The 19581-nt window shown below is 63.7% G+C and carries 25 protein-coding genes and 3 pseudogenes; 24 read left to right on the top strand and 4 right to left on the bottom strand.

The window, feature by feature from the left end; all coding sequences use genetic code 11:
• Positions 1-131 precede the first annotated feature (131 nt).
• The 4 genes from ACX80U_RS05855 to ACX80U_RS05840 all read left to right on the top strand — a co-directional run bounded on the left by ACX80U_RS05855 (position 132) and on the right by ACX80U_RS05840 (position 3327).
• A complete protein-coding gene (locus ACX80U_RS05855) occupies positions 132-1460 on the top strand; it encodes an NtaA/DmoA family FMN-dependent monooxygenase (protein WP_459267736.1) in 1329 nt (442 codons plus the stop codon).
• Positions 1461-1917: 457 nt separating this feature from the next.
• Positions 1918-2385, top strand: coding sequence for a hypothetical protein (locus tag ACX80U_RS05850; RefSeq protein ID WP_459267735.1), 468 nt, complete (start codon positions 1918-1920; stop codon positions 2383-2385).
• A 134-nt stretch (positions 2386-2519) separates the two neighbouring features.
• Entirely contained in the window at positions 2520-2792 is a 273-nt protein-coding gene (locus tag ACX80U_RS05845) for a hypothetical protein (RefSeq protein WP_133081726.1), read from the top strand.
• 169 nt (positions 2793-2961) lie between these two features.
• A complete protein-coding gene (locus tag ACX80U_RS05840) occupies positions 2962-3327 on the top strand; it encodes a hypothetical protein (RefSeq protein ID WP_459267734.1) in 366 nt (121 codons plus the stop codon).
• A gap of 358 nt (positions 3328-3685) precedes the next feature.
• Here ACX80U_RS05840 and ACX80U_RS05835 read toward each other — a convergent pair whose 3' ends face one another.
• Positions 3686-4123: a hypothetical protein gene (locus tag ACX80U_RS05835; RefSeq protein WP_459267733.1), complete on the bottom strand. Its 438-nt coding sequence runs from the start codon at positions 4121-4123 to the stop codon at positions 3686-3688.
• Between the two features lie 1457 nt (positions 4124-5580).
• On the opposite strand from ACX80U_RS05835, the gene ACX80U_RS05830 reads away from it, so the two are divergent.
• The 5 genes and pseudogenes from ACX80U_RS05830 (at position 5581) to ACX80U_RS05810 (ending at position 9668) form a co-directional block, all read left to right on the top strand.
• Positions 5581-5994: a PD-(D/E)XK nuclease-like domain-containing protein gene (locus ACX80U_RS05830; RefSeq protein ID WP_459267881.1), complete on the top strand. Its 414-nt coding sequence runs from the start codon at positions 5581-5583 to the stop codon at positions 5992-5994.
• Between the two features lie 810 nt (positions 5995-6804).
• The gene (locus ACX80U_RS05825; protein WP_459267732.1) at positions 6805-7017 is read left to right on the top strand and encodes a hypothetical protein; all 213 of its coding nucleotides are present in this window, start codon (positions 6805-6807) and stop codon (positions 7015-7017) included.
• A pseudogene (locus tag ACX80U_RS05820) lies at positions 7017-7489 on the top strand (single-stranded DNA-binding protein). The gene ACX80U_RS05825 and the pseudogene ACX80U_RS05820 overlap by 1 nt, the downstream one beginning before the upstream one ends.
• Before the next feature lie 129 nt (positions 7490-7618).
• Positions 7619-7762: pseudogene (locus tag ACX80U_RS05815) on the top strand (thioredoxin domain-containing protein); the annotation flags it as partial.
• A 142-nt stretch (positions 7763-7904) separates the two neighbouring features.
• Complete coding sequence (locus ACX80U_RS05810; protein ID WP_459267731.1) at positions 7905-9668, top strand: DNA cytosine methyltransferase; 1764 nt, start codon at positions 7905-7907, stop codon at positions 9666-9668.
• A 5-nt stretch (positions 9669-9673) separates the two neighbouring features.
• Here the strand turns inward: ACX80U_RS05810 and ACX80U_RS05805 are convergent, their stop codons facing one another.
• The 3 genes from ACX80U_RS05805 to ACX80U_RS05795 form a co-directional block, all read right to left on the bottom strand.
• Complete coding sequence (locus tag ACX80U_RS05805) at positions 9674-10006, bottom strand: hypothetical protein (RefSeq protein ID WP_459267730.1); 333 nt, start codon at positions 10004-10006, stop codon at positions 9674-9676.
• A 27-nt stretch (positions 10007-10033) separates the two neighbouring features.
• Positions 10034-10699, bottom strand: a complete 666-nt coding sequence (locus ACX80U_RS05800; RefSeq protein ID WP_459267729.1) for a DUF4145 domain-containing protein — start codon at positions 10697-10699, stop codon at positions 10034-10036.
• Positions 10700-10918: 219 nt separating this feature from the next.
• Positions 10919-11530, bottom strand: a complete 612-nt coding sequence (locus tag ACX80U_RS05795) for a hypothetical protein (RefSeq protein WP_459267728.1) — start codon at positions 11528-11530, stop codon at positions 10919-10921.
• Between the two features lie 25 nt (positions 11531-11555).
• Here ACX80U_RS05795 and ACX80U_RS05790 point away from each other — a divergent pair, with 25 nt between their 5' ends.
• The 15 genes and pseudogenes from ACX80U_RS05790 (at position 11556) to ACX80U_RS05720 (ending at position 19572) form a co-directional block, all read left to right on the top strand.
• A complete protein-coding gene (locus ACX80U_RS05790) occupies positions 11556-11903 on the top strand; it encodes a hypothetical protein (RefSeq protein ID WP_459267727.1) in 348 nt (115 codons plus the stop codon).
• A gap of 183 nt (positions 11904-12086) precedes the next feature.
• Entirely contained in the window at positions 12087-12455 is a 369-nt protein-coding gene (locus ACX80U_RS05785; protein ID WP_459267726.1) for a hypothetical protein, read from the top strand.
• The gene (locus tag ACX80U_RS05780) at positions 12452-12739 is read left to right on the top strand and encodes a hypothetical protein (RefSeq protein WP_459267725.1); all 288 of its coding nucleotides are present in this window, start codon (positions 12452-12454) and stop codon (positions 12737-12739) included. The genes ACX80U_RS05785 and ACX80U_RS05780 overlap by 4 nt, the downstream gene beginning before the upstream one ends.
• A 415-nt stretch (positions 12740-13154) precedes the next feature.
• A complete protein-coding gene (locus ACX80U_RS05775; RefSeq protein ID WP_459267724.1) occupies positions 13155-13493 on the top strand; it encodes a VRR-NUC domain-containing protein in 339 nt (112 codons plus the stop codon).
• Positions 13494-13605: 112 nt separating this feature from the next.
• A complete protein-coding gene (locus ACX80U_RS05770; protein WP_459267723.1) occupies positions 13606-13848 on the top strand; it encodes a hypothetical protein in 243 nt (80 codons plus the stop codon).
• A 91-nt stretch (positions 13849-13939) separates the two neighbouring features.
• Positions 13940-14176, top strand: a complete 237-nt coding sequence (locus ACX80U_RS05765; RefSeq protein WP_459267722.1) for a hypothetical protein — start codon at positions 13940-13942, stop codon at positions 14174-14176.
• A complete protein-coding gene (locus tag ACX80U_RS05760; protein WP_459267721.1) occupies positions 14173-14388 on the top strand; it encodes a hypothetical protein in 216 nt (71 codons plus the stop codon). The genes ACX80U_RS05765 and ACX80U_RS05760 overlap by 4 nt, the downstream gene beginning before the upstream one ends.
• Positions 14385-14558 (top strand): hypothetical protein, encoded by a 174-nt coding sequence (locus ACX80U_RS05755; protein WP_459267720.1) that lies wholly within the window; start codon positions 14385-14387, stop codon positions 14556-14558. The genes ACX80U_RS05760 and ACX80U_RS05755 overlap by 4 nt, the downstream gene beginning before the upstream one ends.
• Positions 14559-14741: 183 nt before the next feature.
• Complete coding sequence (locus ACX80U_RS05750) at positions 14742-16061, top strand: hypothetical protein (RefSeq protein WP_459267719.1); 1320 nt, start codon at positions 14742-14744, stop codon at positions 16059-16061.
• 168 nt (positions 16062-16229) lie between these two features.
• Positions 16230-16973: a hypothetical protein gene (locus tag ACX80U_RS05745; RefSeq protein ID WP_459267718.1), complete on the top strand. Its 744-nt coding sequence runs from the start codon at positions 16230-16232 to the stop codon at positions 16971-16973.
• A pseudogene (locus ACX80U_RS05740) lies at positions 16966-17058 on the top strand (HGGxSTG domain-containing protein); the annotation flags it as partial. The gene ACX80U_RS05745 and the pseudogene ACX80U_RS05740, both read left to right, overlap by 8 nt.
• Before the next feature lie 60 nt (positions 17059-17118).
• The gene (locus tag ACX80U_RS05735; protein ID WP_459267888.1) at positions 17119-17571 is read left to right on the top strand and encodes a hypothetical protein; all 453 of its coding nucleotides are present in this window, start codon (positions 17119-17121) and stop codon (positions 17569-17571) included.
• A gap of 78 nt (positions 17572-17649) precedes the next feature.
• Positions 17650-17898, top strand: a complete 249-nt coding sequence (locus tag ACX80U_RS05730; protein WP_459267717.1) for a hypothetical protein — start codon at positions 17650-17652, stop codon at positions 17896-17898.
• A gap of 136 nt (positions 17899-18034) precedes the next feature.
• Positions 18035-18805: a hypothetical protein gene (locus ACX80U_RS05725; protein WP_459267716.1), complete on the top strand. Its 771-nt coding sequence runs from the start codon at positions 18035-18037 to the stop codon at positions 18803-18805.
• A 125-nt stretch (positions 18806-18930) separates the two neighbouring features.
• Entirely contained in the window at positions 18931-19572 is a 642-nt protein-coding gene (locus ACX80U_RS05720) for a hypothetical protein (protein WP_459267715.1), read from the top strand.
• Positions 19573-19581 lie beyond the last annotated feature (9 nt).

The raw sequence follows: 19581 nt of genomic DNA, 5'->3' as shown, positions 1-19581 counted from the left end.
ACATGTGATCGGAACCGCCGATTTGACCTTCACATTAGTGGCAACGTTGACACTTATCAAGATGGCCGGAGCGACCAGCACGCGCTACGAGCATCTGGCATTGGTAACGACCACGTGTACGAGGAGAAGCTTTGAAGAAGTCGCAGATGATCCTGGGTATGCACCTGGGCAACGGCTACGGGTCCCAGAGCTCAGCCTGGCGGGCCCCCAACGTGAACCCGGCGAACTATGCGAGCTTCGACGCGCAGGTCCGGTACGCGCAGGCCGCCGAGCGCGGGAAGTTCGCCTTCCTGTTCCTGCCGGACTTCCCCGGACTACAGGCCGACATCGACCACGAAGCACCACAGATCACCCTCGATCCGATGATGACCCTCGCGGCGATCGCCCGGGCCACAGAGCGCATCGGGCTCGTCGCCACCGGTTCCACGACGTTCAACGAGCCCTTCAACATCGCCCGCCAGTTCAAGGCCCTGGACGTGATGAGCCACGGACGTGCCGGATGGAATGCGGTCACCACCAGTGACCCCAATGCTGCAGCGAACTTCGGCCAGGGCATCGCGCCCCGGCCGCAGCGATACCAGCGTGCCCACGAAGCCATCCAGATCACCCAGGCCCTCTGGGGTAGCTGGCAGCAGGACGCGTGGATCAAGGACCAGAAGACCGGGCGGTTCGCTCACCTCGACAAAATCCGGCCCATCAACATGCAGGGCGAGTACGTCGCCTCCCGCGGACCGCTGCCCATCCCACCGTCCGAGCAGGGCCAGCCCGTCATCTTCTCCGCCGGAGGAGGCGCCAACGGACTCGAGATCGCCGGACGCTACGCCAACGGCGTCATCGGCGCCACATTCACCATCGACGACGCCCGCAGGCAACGCCAGGCCTACCGCGAGGCCGCAGCGAAAGCAGGGCGGAACCCCGACGAGATCAAGTTCTTCGCCGGAGCCATGCCCGCCATCGGCAGGACCAAACGCGCAGCCCTGGACCGGCGCGTGCAGCTGGCAGAGCTCACGGCAGCATCCCGCGTCCCCTACCTCGGCTCGATGCTCAACCTTCAACTCGGTCCAAGCCAGATCGACGAACCCCTGACTGCTCAGCAGCTGGCGGCTGCGTCGCCGAGCCCGTTCGACCCCCGCTCCCCACGAGCCCTGGAGGTTGCACGGGAAGGATGGACGCTCCGCGACATCCTCGCCCACGGGGTCATCGACTACCACCCCACCCCTGTCGGTACCGCATCGGAAACCGCGGACCACCTGCAGGAATGGTTCGAAGCCGGGGCCTGCGACGGATTCTGGGTGTCCATCGACGTGAACGAGGACGGCATCGACACCTTCGTCGACGAGGTCGTCCCCCTCCTGCAGGAGCGCGGCGTCTACCACCACGACTACGACGGCGCCACCCTCCGCGACCACCTCGGCGCCCCCGCCCACTACGGACTCGACCCCCGCCTCGCCCTCCGGTAACGACCGACAGGAGCGTGTGAGACAACGGACGTCGCGTGGAGACTTGACCATCACCCGGAGTTGACGGTGTCGATTGGCGCGCTCACCTCACGACCACCTGAGGCGGGCGGAGCCGGGGGTGAGTCCTGTCCTGCGTCCTCGTCCCGACGTCGATTGGTCCGCGGGCCAGCTGCCTGGACGCCAGCGGTACGAGATCGTCCGCCCCTGGGAAACGGGCTGTTGCTGGTGCGCACAGGACGTAGTGGGCCGGGAGATGTGGGTATCCGGCTGGCCCGGTGGGGTGGGTGGTACTCGTGCGCGCTGCAGGTCTCCCCCGTAGCTTCTACAGCATCAGGGCGCCCACGCCGGCTCCCGTGCACGGGAGTGCCGGGAGCGTCCCTGTTCGACAGTCCCTCTCGGAATGGAGCTCGATGCCTACTTCTCTTGTGCTGTCAGGACCTTCTGGGCGGGAGCAGGCATGAGGATCACCCTCCTGGCGGACTCCTGCACGACGGGCTGGCTGAACTGGGGCCACGGTGAACTGTGGCTGACGCCGCATCACGTGGTGCGGATCGGTCGGCGTGAGCTCACCCTGAGGTCCGCCGCGAAAGGTGGTGCGATGGGCGGTGCCGTCGCTGCGGCAGGAGGTCTGGGACTCCTCGCAGTGCAGGCGGCGGACAAGAAATTCGCCAGGGGTCGACCCGCACCCGGCGCGGTGGTCGAGGTCGAGAAGGACACCTGGGAGGGCGAGCTCGACGGTCAGCCGAAGGCCTTGATTCTCGGCCGCGACGATATCGACTCCCTCGACTATCGGCACGGAATCAGCTCTTCCCGCCTGCACATCAGGATGACCGACGGACGTGAGCACAAGCTGCTGTGGTTGCCCAATCCTCATACCGGGAATCTCCTCGCCCACGCTTTCGGTCCCCGGATGCACCGATCGTGACGGGCAGCGTAGCGGCACCGTTCCACGGACACCGTGATCAGCCGGAATTCGGTTCCCATCAGTACAGGCTGCGTTCACGCCGCTGACACGTGATCTCCCGATGGCTGTCAGCATCCCTGCCTACCGTCGGACCCATGAGCTTCGATCTCGATCTTCGTCCTGTTCACGCCCTGTCGGTCCTCGCGGCGGGATCGACCGTCCACGCAGCAGGACGTTCGCGTTCCATCACTGTCGGGCTCCGACTGGCCGAGGCAGTCCACGTACGGCAGGCCCTGCACAACACGGATCTGTCCCCGTCGGACTATCGCCGAGTCCTCCGGCAGTTCCTCGGCCGCGACGTCGAATCCCTGGTGCAGATCGATCGTCATGAACTGCGGCCATTGCTGCGCCGGCTGGACTCGCTCTGACCGCTTTCGAGCGGAATCGTCAGCCGGTGGGAGGTCGCGTTACGTCCTACGTGCCGGGCACGGGCACGGGCAGCGCCGTCGGACAGGGTTGCCGGGTCGGGTCGGAGGGTGTGACGCGTGCACCGTTCATACCGTTGCTCGACGCACAGCTCGAGCGTAGGTTGACTGCATGGATCGAGCCCCTGCGAGTCGGTTGCCGGTCGTGCCGGTCGTGCCGGTCGTGCCGGTCGTGCCGGTCGTTGCGCCGGTGCTGGCCCTGGGTGGTGGGGCAGCTCTCCTGATGGCCGAGCGGATCGGTTTCATCAGTGAGGCGGCCGAGCAGGTCTCGACGCTTCTGTGGCTCGGAGGGTGGGTGGTGATCGTCTGGGCACTACTGCTCCTGGGTGCCCAGCTGGTGACGCTGGGCGTGCAGCTTCACGCTCATCGGTCCGTCAGTCGCTGGGACGCTTGCAGTGTCGGAGCGACGACCCTCCTTCTTGGCGTGGTGATCGCGAGTCATCCGCTGTGGGGAACAGGATCGGGCGTCGGAGGCTGAGGGCATCACTCGAACAGGACCTCGTCGGGGATGTTTTCTAAGGCCGACCCACCTCGGGTCCACGACCGGTATCGAACGGAGAATGCATGCGGGGCGGATCGGCATCGTAGCGAGGTGTTCTGCCTACCGTATGGGCGGCTAGTGATCGACAGCCTGACGATTCACGCTCCCACCGTAGCGTCCTACCCGGCGCAAGTGCCCGGCGTGACCTAGGTCGTGGGCCGGCGTCGAGCCGTACTGGACCACGCCGAGCCTCGGCCGCAAGATGGTCCGGTAGTCACCTTGACCCAGTCTGAGCGATGATTCTTTCGAAATCTAAAAGGCCCAAAACGCTATGAGCGGCGGTGAGATTATCGAGTCAGGGCAGATTGTCCTCAGGATTGACACCGTGCTCTCCGACACGAGCCGCGAGTTCGTCGTCGTTCTGGGCCGGCGCCTCGCCCCAAGGCCGGGAGTAGGCATGTTGCAGCTGCCTGGACATATTGACGAGAAGCTCCTTTGAGTCTGCAGGAAGCGCGCCGGCGCCCTGCAGGACGAGCTCGTCCGAGTCCCCGCTTTCGGACACGGGCAACCCAACGGAGCGTGCACACGCCAGGACAATAGTCGTGATCGAGACGTTGAGCCCGCGGGAGAGACCGCGGATCGTGGCGGGGTCGGGGAAGTTGTTCAAGCCGTTCGCGACCATGGCGTGCAGCCGGTTGGCCTTTGGTACTCCCCCACAGTCTCGGGCTAGCCGCTCGTAAGAACGGCTACCCTTCCGGTCAAGGATCAGGTTGCGGAGCGTCTCGCCGCTCACTGGGCCGTCAGCTTCCCCGCGGAGAGTCGACGCATAAGCGTTGTAGCAATTACACCGGCGGCTATCAGTGGTCGATTCATCGTGATCCCCTAGTGGTCGCCCGGTTCTTTCTCGGTGGCCGAGATCCCGGGGGGCCGTTCGTGGCCCTTGCTTGCTGCGAGCTGTTCCTTTTCTGGGACGGCGCTGAGTGATCAGGCTGACTTGGTGGCGGACTCCTCGACGTCGGGCCGCTTCATCTCGCGCAGGAGTGCGAGGATCATGCGGCGCTCTCGCTCGGTGAGCCCTGGTTCCTCGTGAACGGCTTCCGCCAAAGTCTGGGACTTCGCGTGACCGTGCGCCAGCCGACGACCCTCCACGGATCCAGCACTTGTCACGGCGCAGCATCCACCCCAGATCCTACCCGCGCCGAAGCCGTCGCGATCCTCAGGGACCTCCACCCAAAGCTTTGGACGAGGCGACCGAGCGGGACGGCGACGAGAACTACCGGGCCCAGGTGTACGCGGTCAGCCAAGCGCTGCACCGCGACGTGAACGGCTTTGAGGTGATCCACGCGATCGAGGCGTGCGCCGCATCAGCCGACTCCGGTCCGGAAACTGCCTGGTCGACCTGTACGGGTGGCCGAACACCGATCAGAACCGAAACAGCTGACGCGACCACGAGCAGCAGAACCTGGCGACCGCGATCAACAACCTCACCTTCAGGATGCCGGAATGAGCCGCCCAACCGGATACGACGAGACCCGCCAAGCGATCCGCGCCATCTCATGCGGCTTCTGCCTATTCATCACCGTCGCTTGCGTTCTCATCGCTGCCGGCTGCCTCCGATGAACTGCCCGCTCTGTGGCAACGACGCCGAATCGTACGAGTGCGGCCGCGACGACCGTTACGACTGCTTCACCGACCCGCCCCCCACCAGTGGGAACTCACAAACGCGAAGGACCTGCCATGAGCTGGGACCCATCCGACGACGATCCCACCACCCGCCGCCGCGCTACTCGGAGTCGTCCGGACTCTGCAACTGCGACGACTGCAACCGACCAATCCCATTGGAGGAAGACCAGTCACCGCGACGATCGCCGAGACCGGCCTGGTCGATAGCCTGTCGAACGAGGCGTACCACTCGCACGACAGCCTGTCCGCGACGGGGTTAAAGGTCCTCGCCACGCAAACCCCGGCGCACTTCCGGCACCGAATGGACAACCCCAGCCATAAGGCCATCTTCGACGTCGAACCCGCCACCCACTCGCTCGCGCTGGAGGACGACTACTCGCAGATTGCGGCGCTGGACTTCCCCGACTGGCGGACGAAGGCCGCCCGGGAGGAGAGGGACGCCGCATATGCGGACGGCATGGTCTCGCTCCTCGAGAAGGACTACCGGGTGGTTAAGGCCATGCGGGACAGCGTCGCCGCCCACCCGGTCGCACGGGTCGCCCTCACCGGCGGAAAGCCGAGCAGTCCCTGTTCTGGCAGCACGAGACCGGGGCCGCGCTCCGATTCCGGCCGGACAAGCTCGACCTCGAATCGCTTATCGGCCCGATCGTTTCCGACCTCAAGACCACCGCCAACGCGGATCCACGGAAGTTCGGGAAGACCGCCTTCGACCTGGGCTACCACCAGCAGGACTCCCACTACCGGGACGGCATCCACGCCGTCACCGGCTTCCGGCCCAACTTCCTGATCATCCTCGTCGAAAAGACACCCCCGTACCTCGTGTCCGTCGTCGAACTTGACGCCGAAGCGACCGATCTCGGCCGGGCAGCCAACGCCCGCGCCATCAACACCTACAACCACTGCCGCGCCACCAACGAGTGGCCCGGCTACCCGCAAACCGACCCCATCAGCCTGCCCGCCTGGGCAACCCGAGAAGCATAGGAACCCAACAATGACCGACCTCGCTGCAACCAGCGCGCCCGCCGCACTGGCACTCACCCCGGCAGGACCGCCCAAAACCGAAGCCGTCGTGCAGCTGCAGGAGTGGGCCGCCGAACTGCAGGCCGCGCACCAGCTCGGCCGCGCCCTCGCGCAGTCCAGCTTCCTGCCCATGAACTTCCGCAAGAAGGGCAAGGACAGTTACAAGAACGTCGAGGAACTCACCAACGACGCCGCGGCCGTCATCCTCGCCGGGAAGTCCGTCGGCCTCGACCCCATGCAGGCCGTGCAGAACATCTTCCCCGTCCACGGGATGCCCAGCATGTACGCCCGCACCGTGGTCGCCCTCGTCATCGGGCAGGGCCACGGCGTGAAGCGCTCCGCCGCCACCGACAGCTCCGTAACCTACTCAATCCGTCGGAAGGGCGACGAAGCGTGGCAGGACCTCACTTGGACGATCGAGCGCGCCAAGGAGGCTGGCTACACCTCGAACGCCAAGTACCAGTCCGACCCGATCGCGATGCTCGGCGCGAAGGCCGCCGCCGAAGCGTGCCGCACCGTGTTCCCGGACATCCTCCTCGGCATGGCATACAGCGCGGAGGAGATCGAGCTCGAGGACATGGGAGAGCAGGACGCGCCGGGACCGCAGCAAGCACCCGCACAATCCGCGACCGCCCGCCTCGCCGCAGCCGCCCAGGCGCCCAGCCTGAACCGGCCCCAGCCGCAGAGACGGCGGAGCCGCTGTGCTCGCGCTCCCAGCAGACCGCTCTCGGCAACGCGCTCAAGGCCCTCGGCCACACCACGAAGGACGAGATGCCCGGAGTCGTCACTGCTTGGGTCGGCCGCGAGATCAGCGGATCCAAGGACCTCACCGCGGGCGAAGCGAAGCAGCTCACCGACGAACTCGTCGCCGAGGCAGCCGAGCGCAACCAGACGACCGAGGATGTCGTCGACGCGGACGGGGTCCTCCCCGAGCCCGCGGTCGACGCCGACGCTGACGCGCACTGGCTGGCAGGTACCAACTGATGGCCGGCGAAACGGTCATCACCGTCATCGGGAACCTCACCAACGATCCCGAGCTTCGCTTCACGCCGTCCGGGTCGGCGGTCGCGAACTTCACGATCGCGTCCACGCCGCGGACGTTCGACCGGCAGAGCAACGACTGGAAGGACGGCGACACGCTGTTCCTCCGGGCCAGCGTCTGGCGCGAGGCCGCAAAGAACGTCGCCGAATCCCTCACGAAGGGCACCCGTGTCATCGCCCAGGGCCGCCTCAAGTCGAGGTCCTACGACACGAAGGAAGGCGAGAAGCGCACCGTCATGGGACTCGACGTCGACGAAATCGGCCCGAGCCTCAAGTCCGCCTCCGCTACCGTCACCCGCACTCAGCGCTCCGGCGGGGGGGGGGGGGGGATGGCGGCGGATCCTCCGGCAGCTGGGGCAGCCAACCAGCCGCCGACCCCTGGGGCACACCCGCCGCCGACGCTCCCGCCTTCTGACCCACCCAACCTAGTGGTGCCCTCCCCCACCCCGGGCGGAGGGCACCACTACCCATCAGCAAAGGAACGACCATGATGCTCACGATCTACACTCTGCCGAACTGCCAGCAGTGAACCGCCACGAAGCGGTGGCTCGAGAAGCGCGGACTCCCCTACGTTGCCGTCGACCTGTCCGAAAACCCTGCCGACGCTGCCGCGGTCGCCGCCCTCGGCTACCAGCAGGCCCCCGTCATCGTCGTCTCCAATGACGACCCCGAAACCGACCTCCACTAGCAGGGCTTCAACCCTGACCACCTCCAGCGCTACGCAGGGAGCCTCGCAGCATGAACACCACCGCCACCTTCACCGCCCCCGAGATCTGCAACTCCTGCGGCGCCCCCATCCGCATCACCGGCGAATACAGGTGCAGCGACTGATGCGGCAGCTCACCTGGGACGAGTACCAGCGGCTCAGCGCACGACAGCGGCAACTCCTCGACCAGCAGCTCCGGCGCAACGAGGAACGCATCAAACGCCTCGCCCCGCTCCACGCACCCGACCACCGCACACCAGCAGATCCTCGACGACGAGCTCGCCAACCACGCACGACGCGACAGGAAGACCACCCGACCATGACCCTCACACTGACCGACATGTTCTGCGGCGCCGGCGGATCCTCCACCGGAGCCATGAACGTCCCAGGCATCGAAGTCCGCACCGCCATGAACCACTGGGCCCGCGCCATCGAAACCCACAACGCCAACCACCAGCAGACCTCGCACGTCTGCGCCGACATCAGCCAGACCGACCCCCGGTACGTCGCCAACAGCGACATCCTCTGGGCGTCACCCGAGTGCACCAACCACTCCGTCGCCAAGGGTCGGAAGCGGATCACGAACCAGGCAGACCTCTTCGGCGACCACATCGCCGACGAAGCCGCCGACCGGTCCCGCGCCACCATGTGGGACGTCCCCCGCTTCGCCGAATACCACGAGTACAAGCTGATCATCACTGAGAACGTCGTCGACGCCGCCCGCTGGGTCATGTTCGACGCCTGGCTCGCCGCCATGACCGCCCTCGGTTACGACCACCACATCGTCTACCTCAACAGCATGCACGCCCAGCTCGGCGGCCTCCCCGCGCCCCAATCCCGGGACCGCATGTACGTGATGTTCTGGAAGAAGGGCAACACACGTCCCGACTTCGACCAGCTCCGCCCAGCCGCGTACTGCCCGACCTGCGACCAGACCGTCCGCGCCATGCAGGTCTTCAAGAAGGCGACCAGCTGGGGCCGCTACCGCGCCCAGTACGTGTACCGGTGCCCGAATTCGACCTGCCGCAGCCAGGTCATCGAGCCCGCCTGGCTGCCCGCTGCCCACGCGATCGACTGGTCACTGCGCGGGCAGCGCATCGGCGACCGCGACAAGCCCCTCGCCGACAAGACCATGGCGAGGATCCGCGTCGGCCTGCAGAAGTATCACGGGCAGGCCGTCAGCATCGACGCCGTCCGCGGCTCGCAGATCATCAGCCCCGTCCACTCCGAGCCATTCCAGACCCAGACCACCAGCTACACGCGATCACTCCTCGTGCCCGTCGAGGGCAGGGAGGGGAAGGAAGCGCGCCACGCCATGGAAGCCATGCGGACGCAGACAACCCGCAACGAGACCGGACTCCTCAACCACCCTCCCCTGCTGATGCGGAACAACACCGGCGGCGCCGAGATGTCCACGCCCACCCACGAGGTCATGAGGACCCTCACCACCGCCGGGCACCAGTCCCTCATCACCCAGCCGGGCCACCACATGCTCATGGAGTACTACGGCAACGGCGTCATGCACCCCGTCAGCCGCAGCATCCCGACCATCCCCACCGTCGACCGGTTCGCCATGGTCACCACTATGCGCGGCACCAGTCCCGAGCACCTGGCCGCATCCAACGCACCCGTGTCCGATCCCTTCGGCACCTTCTCCGCCGGTGGTCAGCACCACGGCATCACCGAATGGACCGTCCCCGACGTCAACGAGTGCGAGTTCCGGATGCTCGAGCCCCGCGAGATCACCGCGGGCATGGCCTTCCCGCACGACTACATCATGACCGGGAACAAACGCGAGCAGGTCAAGCAAGCAGGCAACGCCGTCACCCCGCCCGCCGCCCGCGACCTCATCAGCATCGGCGCCCAGGCTTTGGGGGTGGCGTCATGACTGACCTATGGCTCGCCCGTCCCGCCCTGTTCGTGACCGAACATCATCGCGAGAAGTGCCGTCATAACAACTACCAGCCACAGGGTGGCCAAACCAACCCAGATGGTGGCTACCAGCAACGGTCCATCTGTCAACACTACGAAGATGCACATGGCCACTGCGGTGATACCGCCGATCGTCGCGAACTCCCTCCCCTTAGTGGCAAACCATCTACCTGCGGGGGACTTGATCTTGTCCTTGACCTCCTTTGCACGCAACTGAGGTTCGAGAGCGACAATGATCAGAAGCGTGGGAATGACCTGCGCCATAAGGGCAGCGTCATCGGCGGTCAGTTCCATGACCGCTTTCCTGCACGATCACACATTTTAGGCTTGTTCCTGGCGCGCAAGGCGGCGTTCCCGCAACGCAGCAGTACGAGCGGGGCCTTGGTAAACCTCGTTCAGGATCTCATCCATCAGCGCGAGCACTTCGACGGCATCATCCCTCTCGACCGGGATGCCAATGTCGCCGTGCGCCATATCATTGCCAAAGTGGCGCACCTCGTCTGCGGCCTCTTTCACGTGCGGTCTCACAAGTTGCGCCCCCAGCATCAGCTCGATTTTCTTCGCGAGAGTCCCGGTGGTGATGCTCTTGTCCTTCGCCGTTGCTTCGATAACGGTGCGTGCCATCAAGATTGCGGACATGTGGTTGCCACCGCTGGCTCCGCGATGAGCTTCGCTGGCAGCTTTCGCAATGTGCTCCGGAACATCATGCGGCTCTTGCCCCTCCACCCAAGCTGGCGTCCAAGAATCTGCCTCATGATCACGCCAGTACTGCTCTGTGTAGTTGAACTCACTCAGGTCGCGAGAGAACACGGAAGCAATCGAAAGACGGTTGCACTGGTCACAGACCATGACCGTCTGAACGAGTTCTACTCGAAAGAAGCCGAGCGCGGGACTGGATCTCATCTCTTCGCGCCCCGACCGCCAAGCACTCCCTTGGGGGGTCATGTGGGTATCCACCCCGCACCATCCACACTTCGTCGTCGCCACGCTGCTCCTCCTGAAAGCGCCGCCCTGTGCGGCTCACAAAGCCTACCCAAGGGGGGGGACACCTAATGGCTTGGTTCAACGCTGACGACAAGATGCACTCCCACCCAAAGCCGCGGCAGGCGGGCCGGCAATGCCGTCATAGCCCCGGCACCCCTGAACCTCATCAGCATCGGCGCCGCAGCACAAGGGGTGAGAGCTTGACCTCAGCTTTGTCCTGGTCTATCCGTGCGCCGACCCGGAAGCTTGCGTTCGTTCTGGTGGGACCTCGGGTGAATTGTCGGACTCAGCAGTCTCAGCAACGTAGGCATCCAGCTTCTTGCTGTGATCGCCCAAAGACCGCAATGCATCTCGTCTTGTCCTTTTGGACCCATCGGTCCAAGACCGAAGAGAGAGGACGAGTTCGGTTACGCCCGAGTTCAGGCGCCCAAAGTACTTCTCCTCGTCACCCGAACCCTCTTGCCTTGCCATCTCGAGATCGGTTCTCAAGCTGGTCAAAAGATAGGGCCACCTGTCTATCACTTCGGCCACAGGGCGAGCGTCCCCGCCGCTCATGTGTAGGCGATGAACAGCGCTCCTCATATTGAGAAAGGAAGAAGTAGTTGCTGCAAGCCGTTCGTCTTTCGCGATTATGAACAAGGTTTGCTCAGCAGCGGCGAGTAAGTCCGCCATAGCCGAAATTTGTTCCTGCCGTTCAGCTTGGCGTCGTGCTTGTCCATTTGTGAGGCGGACGACGATCAGTGCAACGAGACCACCGATGAAAGCAGCAACCAGGGAGCCGATCGTTCCGCTCCAAAGCTGTTCCGCCATCTCGGCACCAATTTCGATATTCATTCATCCACTCTAATAGGAGGCACTGATGGCGTGGTTCAACGCTGACGACAAGATGCACTCGCACCCAAAACCCCGGCAGGCGGGCCTGGAGGCCATGGGCTTGTGGCTGATGGCTGGCACGTACTGCAGCGACTACCTGACCGAGGGGCTCGTGCCTGGCTGGTATGTGGAGTCGTGGCCCCGCGGCCGGAGACTTGCCCAGCAGCTCGTGACCGCTCGGTTTTGGGAGCCCGCTGGCAACGACTGGCAGTTCCTGTCCTGGGACGAATACCAGCGCACAAAGGAACAGGTCGAGGAGGACCGAGCGAAGTGGCGTGAACGCCAGCGCCGGTACCGGGAACGCAAAGGGACAACGGACGAGACAGGAACGTGACGTCACGCGTGACACTGACCGTGACTGGACCCGTGACTCACGCGTCTCCAAGTCCAAGTCCAAGTATTTAACTCACCTCCCAGCATGGATGGGTTTTCAAGATGAAATCCAAGACAAGCAAGCAATCGTTCAGGACATTAGACGCGAGGTGTGAGTCGCTTGCCTGCTGAAAATCCTCTCCCCGTGACCCGCAACCAGGCGACGATCCTCGCGGCCCTGCTCCACGAGATCCGGCCCCGCTGGTCCACCGAAGCGATCGTGTCCCTCGTCGGGAAGAACCTCGGCACCATCCCGTCCTTCCCCGCCCTCGCCGAAGCCGCCATCCGGGTAGCGAACGACCCCACCAAGAACACCCCGGCGATCATCTTCCTCGACGGCAAGCACTGGGAACGCCCCGACCAACCCCGCGAAGCACCACCACCCGGACCACCCTGCGAAGACCACCCCGAGAACGAAGCCCACACCTGCCACTGCTGCAGAGCCGACATCCTCGTCGGCGACAGACCACCCACCCACCAAGGCAAACACTGGACCCCAGGAGACACACCATGAGCACCACCGAGAATGACCATCGACTCATAGCCGCAGGGAACGCGTTCTACGGCTCCACGGATGGCCTCGCCATTGAGCGCGTGCGCAAGGCACTTGCTGCCGCCGACGCAGCGGACGCCGAGCACGGCATCCAGCGGGTGCGGATTGATGAACCCGTGCTCCTCGCTCGCACCCTTTGCGACCTCAACGACGAGCGCTGGAAACACCTCAGCGAAGGCGTACAGGCCGACTACGTCGAGGACGCACTCGTCGTCATCGAGACCCTCATGGAAGCCACCCGATGAGCGCAAACACTGCACCCTCCCGTAGGGCGACCGGCTCCCCCGATTACCGACCTTCGCGGGTTGGGGTTGCGCAGTCGAGGTTCGAGGAGGCGAAGGCGATCACGGACGCCCTGGTGATCCGCCTGTCGCGGGAGCGTTCGGAGCTGGCTGGGACCCGGGATGAGGACCGGGTGCGGGTGTTGCGGCGGGTGGAGGTGACGCGGATTGCTCTGGTGGATGCGCGGGCGTATGAGGCTCGGGTGTTTCGTGCGTGGGAGTATGAGCGTTCGTTGTTGGTTGGGCGGCCTGTGGCGGGGGTCAGGAGCGACGAAAGTAGGCCGCACGGGTATTTGGGTGTCTCGCCTATTTCTGGGCCCTCTGAGCGCCGTACAAACCCATCACGGGTGGGCATAAAGTCCACTAACAGGAGAATCGCGTGAGCGCCCCGACGCCGAACCTCGCCCGGATGTACGCGGCGATCACCGAGAAGCAGCTGCAGCGCCAGGTCGAGGGCGTCCTCACCGCGTACCGGTGGCGGTGGTACCACGCCCCCGACAACCGCCCCGTGAAGGGCAGGGTCCAGCGGATCAAGCCGGGCTTCCCCGACATCCTCGCCGTCCGCGGCCCCCGCCTGGTCGCGATCGAGTTGAAGACCGAGGCCGACCGGGTTGCACCCGAGCAGCGAGAGTGGCACAAGGACCTCGCGGCCGCCGGCGCCGAGGTGTACCTGTGGCGGCCCAGCGACATCAACACCATCCGCGCCACACTCGCCTAAAACACCCACTACCAAGTGATGCTTTACCCATCATCAGCCGATAGACTGGGCGGACACGCAAAAGCCCCGCACTGCGCGAACAGCCGGGGCACGACCGGAGGTTAGATTCGATATGCCAAGCATAGACACACAGGTCCCCGCCATCGAAGCCTGGGAGACCGAGGACGGCAACATCGTCGTGTGGGGCACCCACGACCCCAAGATCGCCGAAGCCACTTCGTCCGCCTTCTGGGAGCAGAGTGGCCACCCCGCATGGGCGCACCCCTCACTCAGGACCGAGGAGGAGTGGAGCAAGGACCTCCGCGGGACCAGCGAGCAGCCCGGGTGGACCCCCTACCTGGTGTTCTGGGCATGAGCGCCCACCGTCACGTCTGGCACGAGCGGCTCACCCGCCGCCTCCGGACCCTGTACGCCTGCCAGTGCGGCGTGACCCTGATGAGCCGGCCATGAGCGCGCAGCTGCGATTCCACTACCGGCGAGCCGTCGCCGATCGCGAGGGCTACTACGTCACCCGATGGGACCGCGCCGTGCCAGTGAGTGTCGTCGCCGCGACCGAGAAGGAAGCAGACCAGAAGGTGTGGGACATGTCCGGCGAGCCACCCCGTGGCCGCTACTGGACCGCGAAGCTCGACAAGGTCGAAGAGCTCGCGCCCTGCCAGCTTCACGCTGAGGTGCCGGCATGAGCGGCCCGTCGTTCGTGGATGCCTTCGACGCGTACGCCCACGCCATCGCGTGCGGGGCGCCGAGCATCGTCCAGGCGGACCGGCTTGCTGACCTGACCGCCGCCCACCGGACCCGCATGAACGAGCTCGCCACCCTCGAAGGGTTCATCGCCGACGAGGAGGGGCAGCAGCTCGTCGCCGCAATACACGCCAGGAAGGCCACACCAGCATGAGCAAACCAACCATCCAGCAGATCTTCGAAGAACTGCTCATCGCTGAGGAAGTCGCCTGCGAGTACGGGTACCGCATTGATGGCGACAGGATCCTCATGGAGACCTATACGGAGGACGGCAACGTGGACGCCGTCTACCCGCTCACCATCACCGTCGACGACCCTCTGTGAGCGAAAAGACCGTGCCGGCGTTCCGTGGTGGGGGTAGCGGCACCCCCGGGTTCATCACCATCGTCGGCAACGGCACGCCCACCCTGGTCACACCCGCTGCGGAAAAAGTCCTCTTGGACATGGGACGGGCCGCACCGACGCAACTGAGTGCTAGAGACTCGGCTGAAGCAATAAGCTCATCGGATGGGGTACACGACAACCGACTTCTCAACCCGCAGCGTCAGAGCCGAAGCGAAGGCGCAAGCAGGTGAGACGCAACCGATCGGTCTGCCCTACATCTTCTTCTGGGGGTTCATGTTCTCCCTTGCGGTCGTGCTCGTTCTTGTGTGGCTGGCAGCTTCGTACGAAACACAGGAGTTCATCTTTTGGCGAGCAGAGCCACGCATGAACCCCGATACTTTTTTCGGAGTGATTCGAAATGGAGTGACTGCAGCAGCGGCCCTCGGTGTAGGTGTCACCCTGTTCTTTTCCTACCGCCGGCAGCAGACAGCAGAACGCACGCTACTGATCAGCGCAGAGGCTCAAAGGACTGCTGTTGAGACACAAAAGACCGGGGTGCAAGTCCAGAAGACCGCCGCAGCCGCGCAGGCGCTTGCGAATAAGAATTTCAAATTGGTTGCACGGAAGCACGATCTGGAAGTTGTCGCAGCCCTTCGAGCCCGCTATGCCGAAGCCGCCTCGCAGATAGCTTCCGATAAAGTCGCGGTGCGTCTTGCAGGCCTACATGCCCTAGGGTCCCTCGCAGATGAATGGAAAGATCGTTCTGACCGCGATGAGCAGCAGCTTTGCATTGATCTTTTCTGTTCAGTAGTGCGCACGGAACCAGTCGAACCTTTAGAGGGTGAAAAAAATTTCACGAGTTCCCCGTTTCTAGAAGCGGGCTGGCAGATTCTTACAACGAGAATGAGCAGCACTGTCGACGAACGAAAGTCCTGGAAGGATATGACCATAGATCTCCGACGATCAGTCATTCCCGATTTGGAAGAGTGGATCCTCGAGAACGGCGAGCTGCAAATGCCAGGAGTGCTCGCGAGCCCGTACGTCTTCTCGAAGCTCAAGTTGCGCGGAGGCATCTTGGATCTTGATGGCATCCGAAATGCGCAGGGGAAGAACGTCGTCGCATTTTTCAGTTGCCAGTTCACTGGAGGTAATCTGTTCCTAAACAATCTGCATCCTTCAGTAGAGCGGGTTTACTTTCTACGTTGCATCTTCGACGGCGGCCATCTCCTGATGCTGAATGCATTCACTGATCTAAAAATGGATTTTGAAGATTGCACTTTCATAAGAGGACGTGCGCAGGTTATTCAGGGAATAGGACAGCAGGAAGGGTTAACTATGCGCTTCGAGCACTGCACATTCGAAGCACCTGTCATCCAAATCCCTTGCCAAGACACCGATAAAGTTATCTTATCGTTCGATGACCGGTGCACATTCTCGGGCGATGCGGCTGCTATGACACAAGACCCGCGCAGCGCCATGATCACAGCAGCGTCTCATGACTGAGTGTGGTGCGAGAAAACGTGGCGGTGCTGAGTGCGCGGCGCTTGGGCTGACCCATGCACAACTCCGGGCCGACTTCCACGAAACGACGCATAGACGCTACCGCAACCTCTTCCGTTTGCTGGCGACGATCGCACCCAGAAGGAATCGTGCCATGGGTAAGCTGACGAAGTGACCGACGAGAATGAGGACAAGCCTCAGCCCAAGAAAGGCATGCTCTACCGCCGCTATAAAGAGATTGCAGAACTGAAAGATAAAGGGGATCTCAGTTCCGTTTCCCCTGAGGAGCTCGCCGAATTCGAAGCTTTCGACGTTCGCATGCGGGCCACGCTAAATGAGCTAGCAAATGGGATTAGCGCGCAAATTCGAGCAGCCAGTGTGATACCCAAGTTCAACTTCGACTTACCGAAGCTGCAATGGGACTTTCCAACGCTCACCACCCCCCCAAGGGGTCAGGCAGCACCGGCTCCCTCAGACCCACAACCGGAACCAGAGCCAGCCGAGACGACGGGAGAAGGAGAAAAGCCTGGCCGGGAAGAGCTGACTACTCAACCGGCAACAACCCTAGAGCTCGAAAAGATTCCTGACCCCAACGTCGTCATCGCAGCTACCCTGCAGGACTTGGTTGGCCTTCTGACCCAGGCCAACCTGCAGCATGAGGAGAACGCCGACTACCTCAAGCTTATGGCTGACAACCTTACCGAGACCTCCAAGGCTAGGAAATCAGCCGACACAAGGGCTGAGCAACAGGACGGGACCAACAGGCGCCTAACTATCTTTGGAATCACCCTCGCCGCGGTCAGTGCCATCTCGGTAATTCCCGTGCTCATTGAGTTCAAGAGGTGGTTTGTTGAGACCGCACAGGAAGTCATAGCACCGACTCTGATAGGAACTTGGGGCATCATCGGTGGCTAAGTGTGGTGCGAAGAAGCGTGGCGGGGGCGAGTGTGCGGCGCCAGCGATGCGGGGGCAGAAGCGGTGCGCCCGGCACGGGGGTAAGTCGCCCCAGGCGCAGAAGGCGGCAGCGACCCGCATAGCGGAACAGGAAGCACGGGAGACCATGGAGAGAGCGATCGTCACCCTCGGATTGCCGCAGGACGTCGACCCGGCGAAAGCCCTCCTCGACGAGATCAGCCGCACCTACGGGGCCGTGCTCTGGCTGCAGGGGAAGGTCCGGGAGCTCGAGCCCGACCAGCTTGTCTGGGGCACGGTGGAAACTCAGCAGGGCATCGGGCCGCAAGGCCCCGTCGACACGACCACCGAGCGTGCCGAGTTCAACGCCTGGTATCAGCTGTACCTCGGGGAACGGAAGCACCTCGTCGCCGTCACAACGGCAGCGCTCAAGGCCGGCATTGAGGAACGCCGCGTCCGGTTGGCTGAGCAGCAGGGCGACCTCGTCGCGCAGGCCATCCGGTCCATCCTCGACGCCCTCAACCTGACCCCGTCGCAGTGGGAACTCGTGCCGACCGTGGTGCCCGCCGCACTTCGCTCCCTCGGCGAACTCGCGCCTTGAATACCCATCATTCATGGGTGAATTGACCACCCGTAAAGTAGAATGGAACCTATCAGGGCGGGCGCCTTGAGGGGCAAAATGACGGCAACGGCAGAGCAGGACCACAGGCAATCGCAGGCCATGGTGCCATCGACCTTCGAGGACATCTGCCGGCGGGCGTGGCGGAAACTCGACGAAGCCCAGCCCTGGGACGCTATCCCCGAGGAGGCCCGCGAGTCGTACCGTGCCGACGTCCGGTGGATCCTCGACACCGCCGCGGACATCATGCCCATCGAAACCCTGCACGGCGCCGACGGTGCCAGCGTCTGGCTGCGAGGCGACCAGTAGTGGGTCACCAGCAAAAGGGCAAGAGCAAGAAGCGCCCGCGTGGCTGGCATCGCCGAGGCTATGGCCCCGACAAGGCATTCCGCAACGCCATGAGACGTCTGGACCGGGCAGCAGCACTAGCGAAGGCAGGACAAGCATGACCGAGACGCTCACGCCGGTGGAGCGGGCGACCCTGTGCGGTGACGGCCGGTGCGAGGTGCCCCAGTTCGATGGGTTTACCCTCTGCGCGAAGCACACCGACAGCCTCACCCGCGATCTCGCCGCGGTCGGGGACGTGTGGGCGAACCTGCAGGTCACGATCCGCCGGCAGGACGCTACGTCTTCGGCGATCGGCGGCGGTGCCACCGGCTCACGACCGTGCATGAACATCGACGCCCACGACAAGGGCGAGACGCTGGCCTCGGTACTGAATGGGTGGGCGGGCGCCCTGGCTGGTGGATACCAGACCCGCACCGCGACCAGGGCCTCCGCGTTCCTCGCCGAGCACCTACGCATGGTCGTTAAGGAGGACTGGGCGGGTGACCTCGCGCAGGAGCTCGCCGAATCTCTCGCCGACTGCCGGCGGGCCACAGACCGGGCACTTGACGTCATCAGCCTCGGCGTCTGCGGGTTCGGGGACTGCCCCGGCATGGTCACTGCGATCGTCGGCGGGGCCAGCGGGCGATGCCGGGAGTGCGGCGCAGTCTGGGATGTCCTCGAACGGCAGGCGTGGATGATCGGCCAGGCATGGCACACCACAGGGTCCCTGCGCTTCCTCGTGAACGCGCTCAGGGAGGCGAAACACATCACCGTCCGGTACGAGACGCTCAAGAAGTGGGCGCAACGCGGGAAACTGTACGGCCGCTGCGACCTCGCAACCCGGGAGCACATCTACACGGCCGCTGACGTGTGGCACTCATGCCAGTAGCACCCATCGTTACAGGACGTACTATCGCTTGACAGTGGGCACGTGTCCCCATAGTCTTCTCATAGTGCGAGAACTGGCTCCGGAAGCGTTGGGTCCGCGTGGGTCAGCAACGCGATAATCGGTGCATGTCATTAAAAAAGCGCAGCGAGGTCTGGGTGAACGCAGATGGCTCACTGTCGAAGCGAGATGGTGAGCGACGCAAGCTCAAGCTGCTATCGGTCGCTAAACGACGCAGCATCGAACTAAGCGATATCGTCTCGTTCCGGGAACTAGACAGAGACACTCAAGCGATCGTGATGAGCGCATTGCGCGAAGACCGAAGCCGCCGCAGCCCGAAAGGTCTAGGGCACGCCTTTGCCGTTTTGGGACCAACCGCGGCCTTAGCAACGGTTTTGATCGGTTACCTGATCCCCTCTGCGGATCCCATCCGATATGACGAACAGGAACACGCCCTCCAGATGGCCCGACTAGCTCAAGCTGCTGATGCCGCCCGTGCAATTCTTCGCAACATGTCCGGGGAATCTGGACAGCCGATCGAAGCTTTGGACACGAACACCGCGTTCTTCGGCCCATATGAGCAGCTTGGAACTGGTATCGAGATGTTGACATGGATCATCGCTGCTCTCGGTGCTGCCGTTCTTACGTCCGTCCTTCTCTCTCTTTTCCACTTCACGCCAGCAGCCGCTCGAATGGATGCCTGGATCGCGACGTTCGAGGATGTGCAGCGAGAAGTACCCCCACGACGAAGTCGCTGGTGGAAACTGTGAATTGAGGAA

It is taken from the genome of Arthrobacter sp. TmT3-37, assembly GCF_054510835.1.
This window is presented reverse-complemented; position numbering and strand designations above follow the sequence as displayed.

What these genes read in the sequence shown, in the direction of transcription:
- ACX80U_RS05825 (WP_459267732.1), top strand. Translation starts at nt 6,805, where the DNA reads ATGCCCGGAGTCGTCACTGCTTGGGTCGGCCGCGAGATCAGCGGATCC.
- ACX80U_RS05850 (WP_459267735.1), top strand. Translation starts at nt 1,918, where the DNA reads ATGAGGATCACCCTCCTGGCGGACTCCTGCACGACGGGCTGGCTGAAC.
- ACX80U_RS05780 (WP_459267725.1), top strand. Translation starts at nt 12,452, where the DNA reads ATGAGCACCACCGAGAATGACCATCGACTCATAGCCGCAGGGAACGCG.
- ACX80U_RS05755 (WP_459267720.1), top strand. Translation starts at nt 14,385, where the DNA reads ATGAGCAAACCAACCATCCAGCAGATCTTCGAAGAACTGCTCATCGCT.
- ACX80U_RS05840 (WP_459267734.1), top strand. Translation starts at nt 2,962, where the DNA reads ATGGATCGAGCCCCTGCGAGTCGGTTGCCGGTCGTGCCGGTCGTGCCG.
- ACX80U_RS05750 (WP_459267719.1), top strand. Translation starts at nt 14,742, where the DNA reads ATGGGGTACACGACAACCGACTTCTCAACCCGCAGCGTCAGAGCCGAA.
- ACX80U_RS05845 (WP_133081726.1), top strand. Translation starts at nt 2,520, where the DNA reads ATGAGCTTCGATCTCGATCTTCGTCCTGTTCACGCCCTGTCGGTCCTC.
- ACX80U_RS05720 (WP_459267715.1), top strand. Translation starts at nt 18,931, where the DNA reads ATGTCATTAAAAAAGCGCAGCGAGGTCTGGGTGAACGCAGATGGCTCA.
- ACX80U_RS05760 (WP_459267721.1), top strand. Translation starts at nt 14,173, where the DNA reads ATGAGCGGCCCGTCGTTCGTGGATGCCTTCGACGCGTACGCCCACGCC.
- ACX80U_RS05730 (WP_459267717.1), top strand. Translation starts at nt 17,650, where the DNA reads ATGACGGCAACGGCAGAGCAGGACCACAGGCAATCGCAGGCCATGGTG.
- ACX80U_RS05790 (WP_459267727.1), top strand. Translation starts at nt 11,556, where the DNA reads ATGGCGTGGTTCAACGCTGACGACAAGATGCACTCGCACCCAAAACCC.
- ACX80U_RS05735 (WP_459267888.1), top strand. Translation starts at nt 17,119, where the DNA reads ATGGAGAGAGCGATCGTCACCCTCGGATTGCCGCAGGACGTCGACCCG.
- ACX80U_RS05795 (WP_459267728.1), bottom strand. Translation starts at nt 11,530, where the DNA reads ATGAATATCGAAATTGGTGCCGAGATGGCGGAACAGCTTTGGAGCGGA.
- ACX80U_RS05725 (WP_459267716.1), top strand. Translation starts at nt 18,035, where the DNA reads ATGACCGAGACGCTCACGCCGGTGGAGCGGGCGACCCTGTGCGGTGAC.
- ACX80U_RS05810 (WP_459267731.1), top strand. Translation starts at nt 7,905, where the DNA reads ATGCGGCAGCTCACCTGGGACGAGTACCAGCGGCTCAGCGCACGACAG.
- ACX80U_RS05805 (WP_459267730.1), bottom strand. Translation starts at nt 10,006, where the DNA reads ATGGAACTGACCGCCGATGACGCTGCCCTTATGGCGCAGGTCATTCCC.
- ACX80U_RS05770 (WP_459267723.1), top strand. Translation starts at nt 13,606, where the DNA reads ATGCCAAGCATAGACACACAGGTCCCCGCCATCGAAGCCTGGGAGACC.
- ACX80U_RS05765 (WP_459267722.1), top strand. Translation starts at nt 13,940, where the DNA reads ATGAGCGCGCAGCTGCGATTCCACTACCGGCGAGCCGTCGCCGATCGC.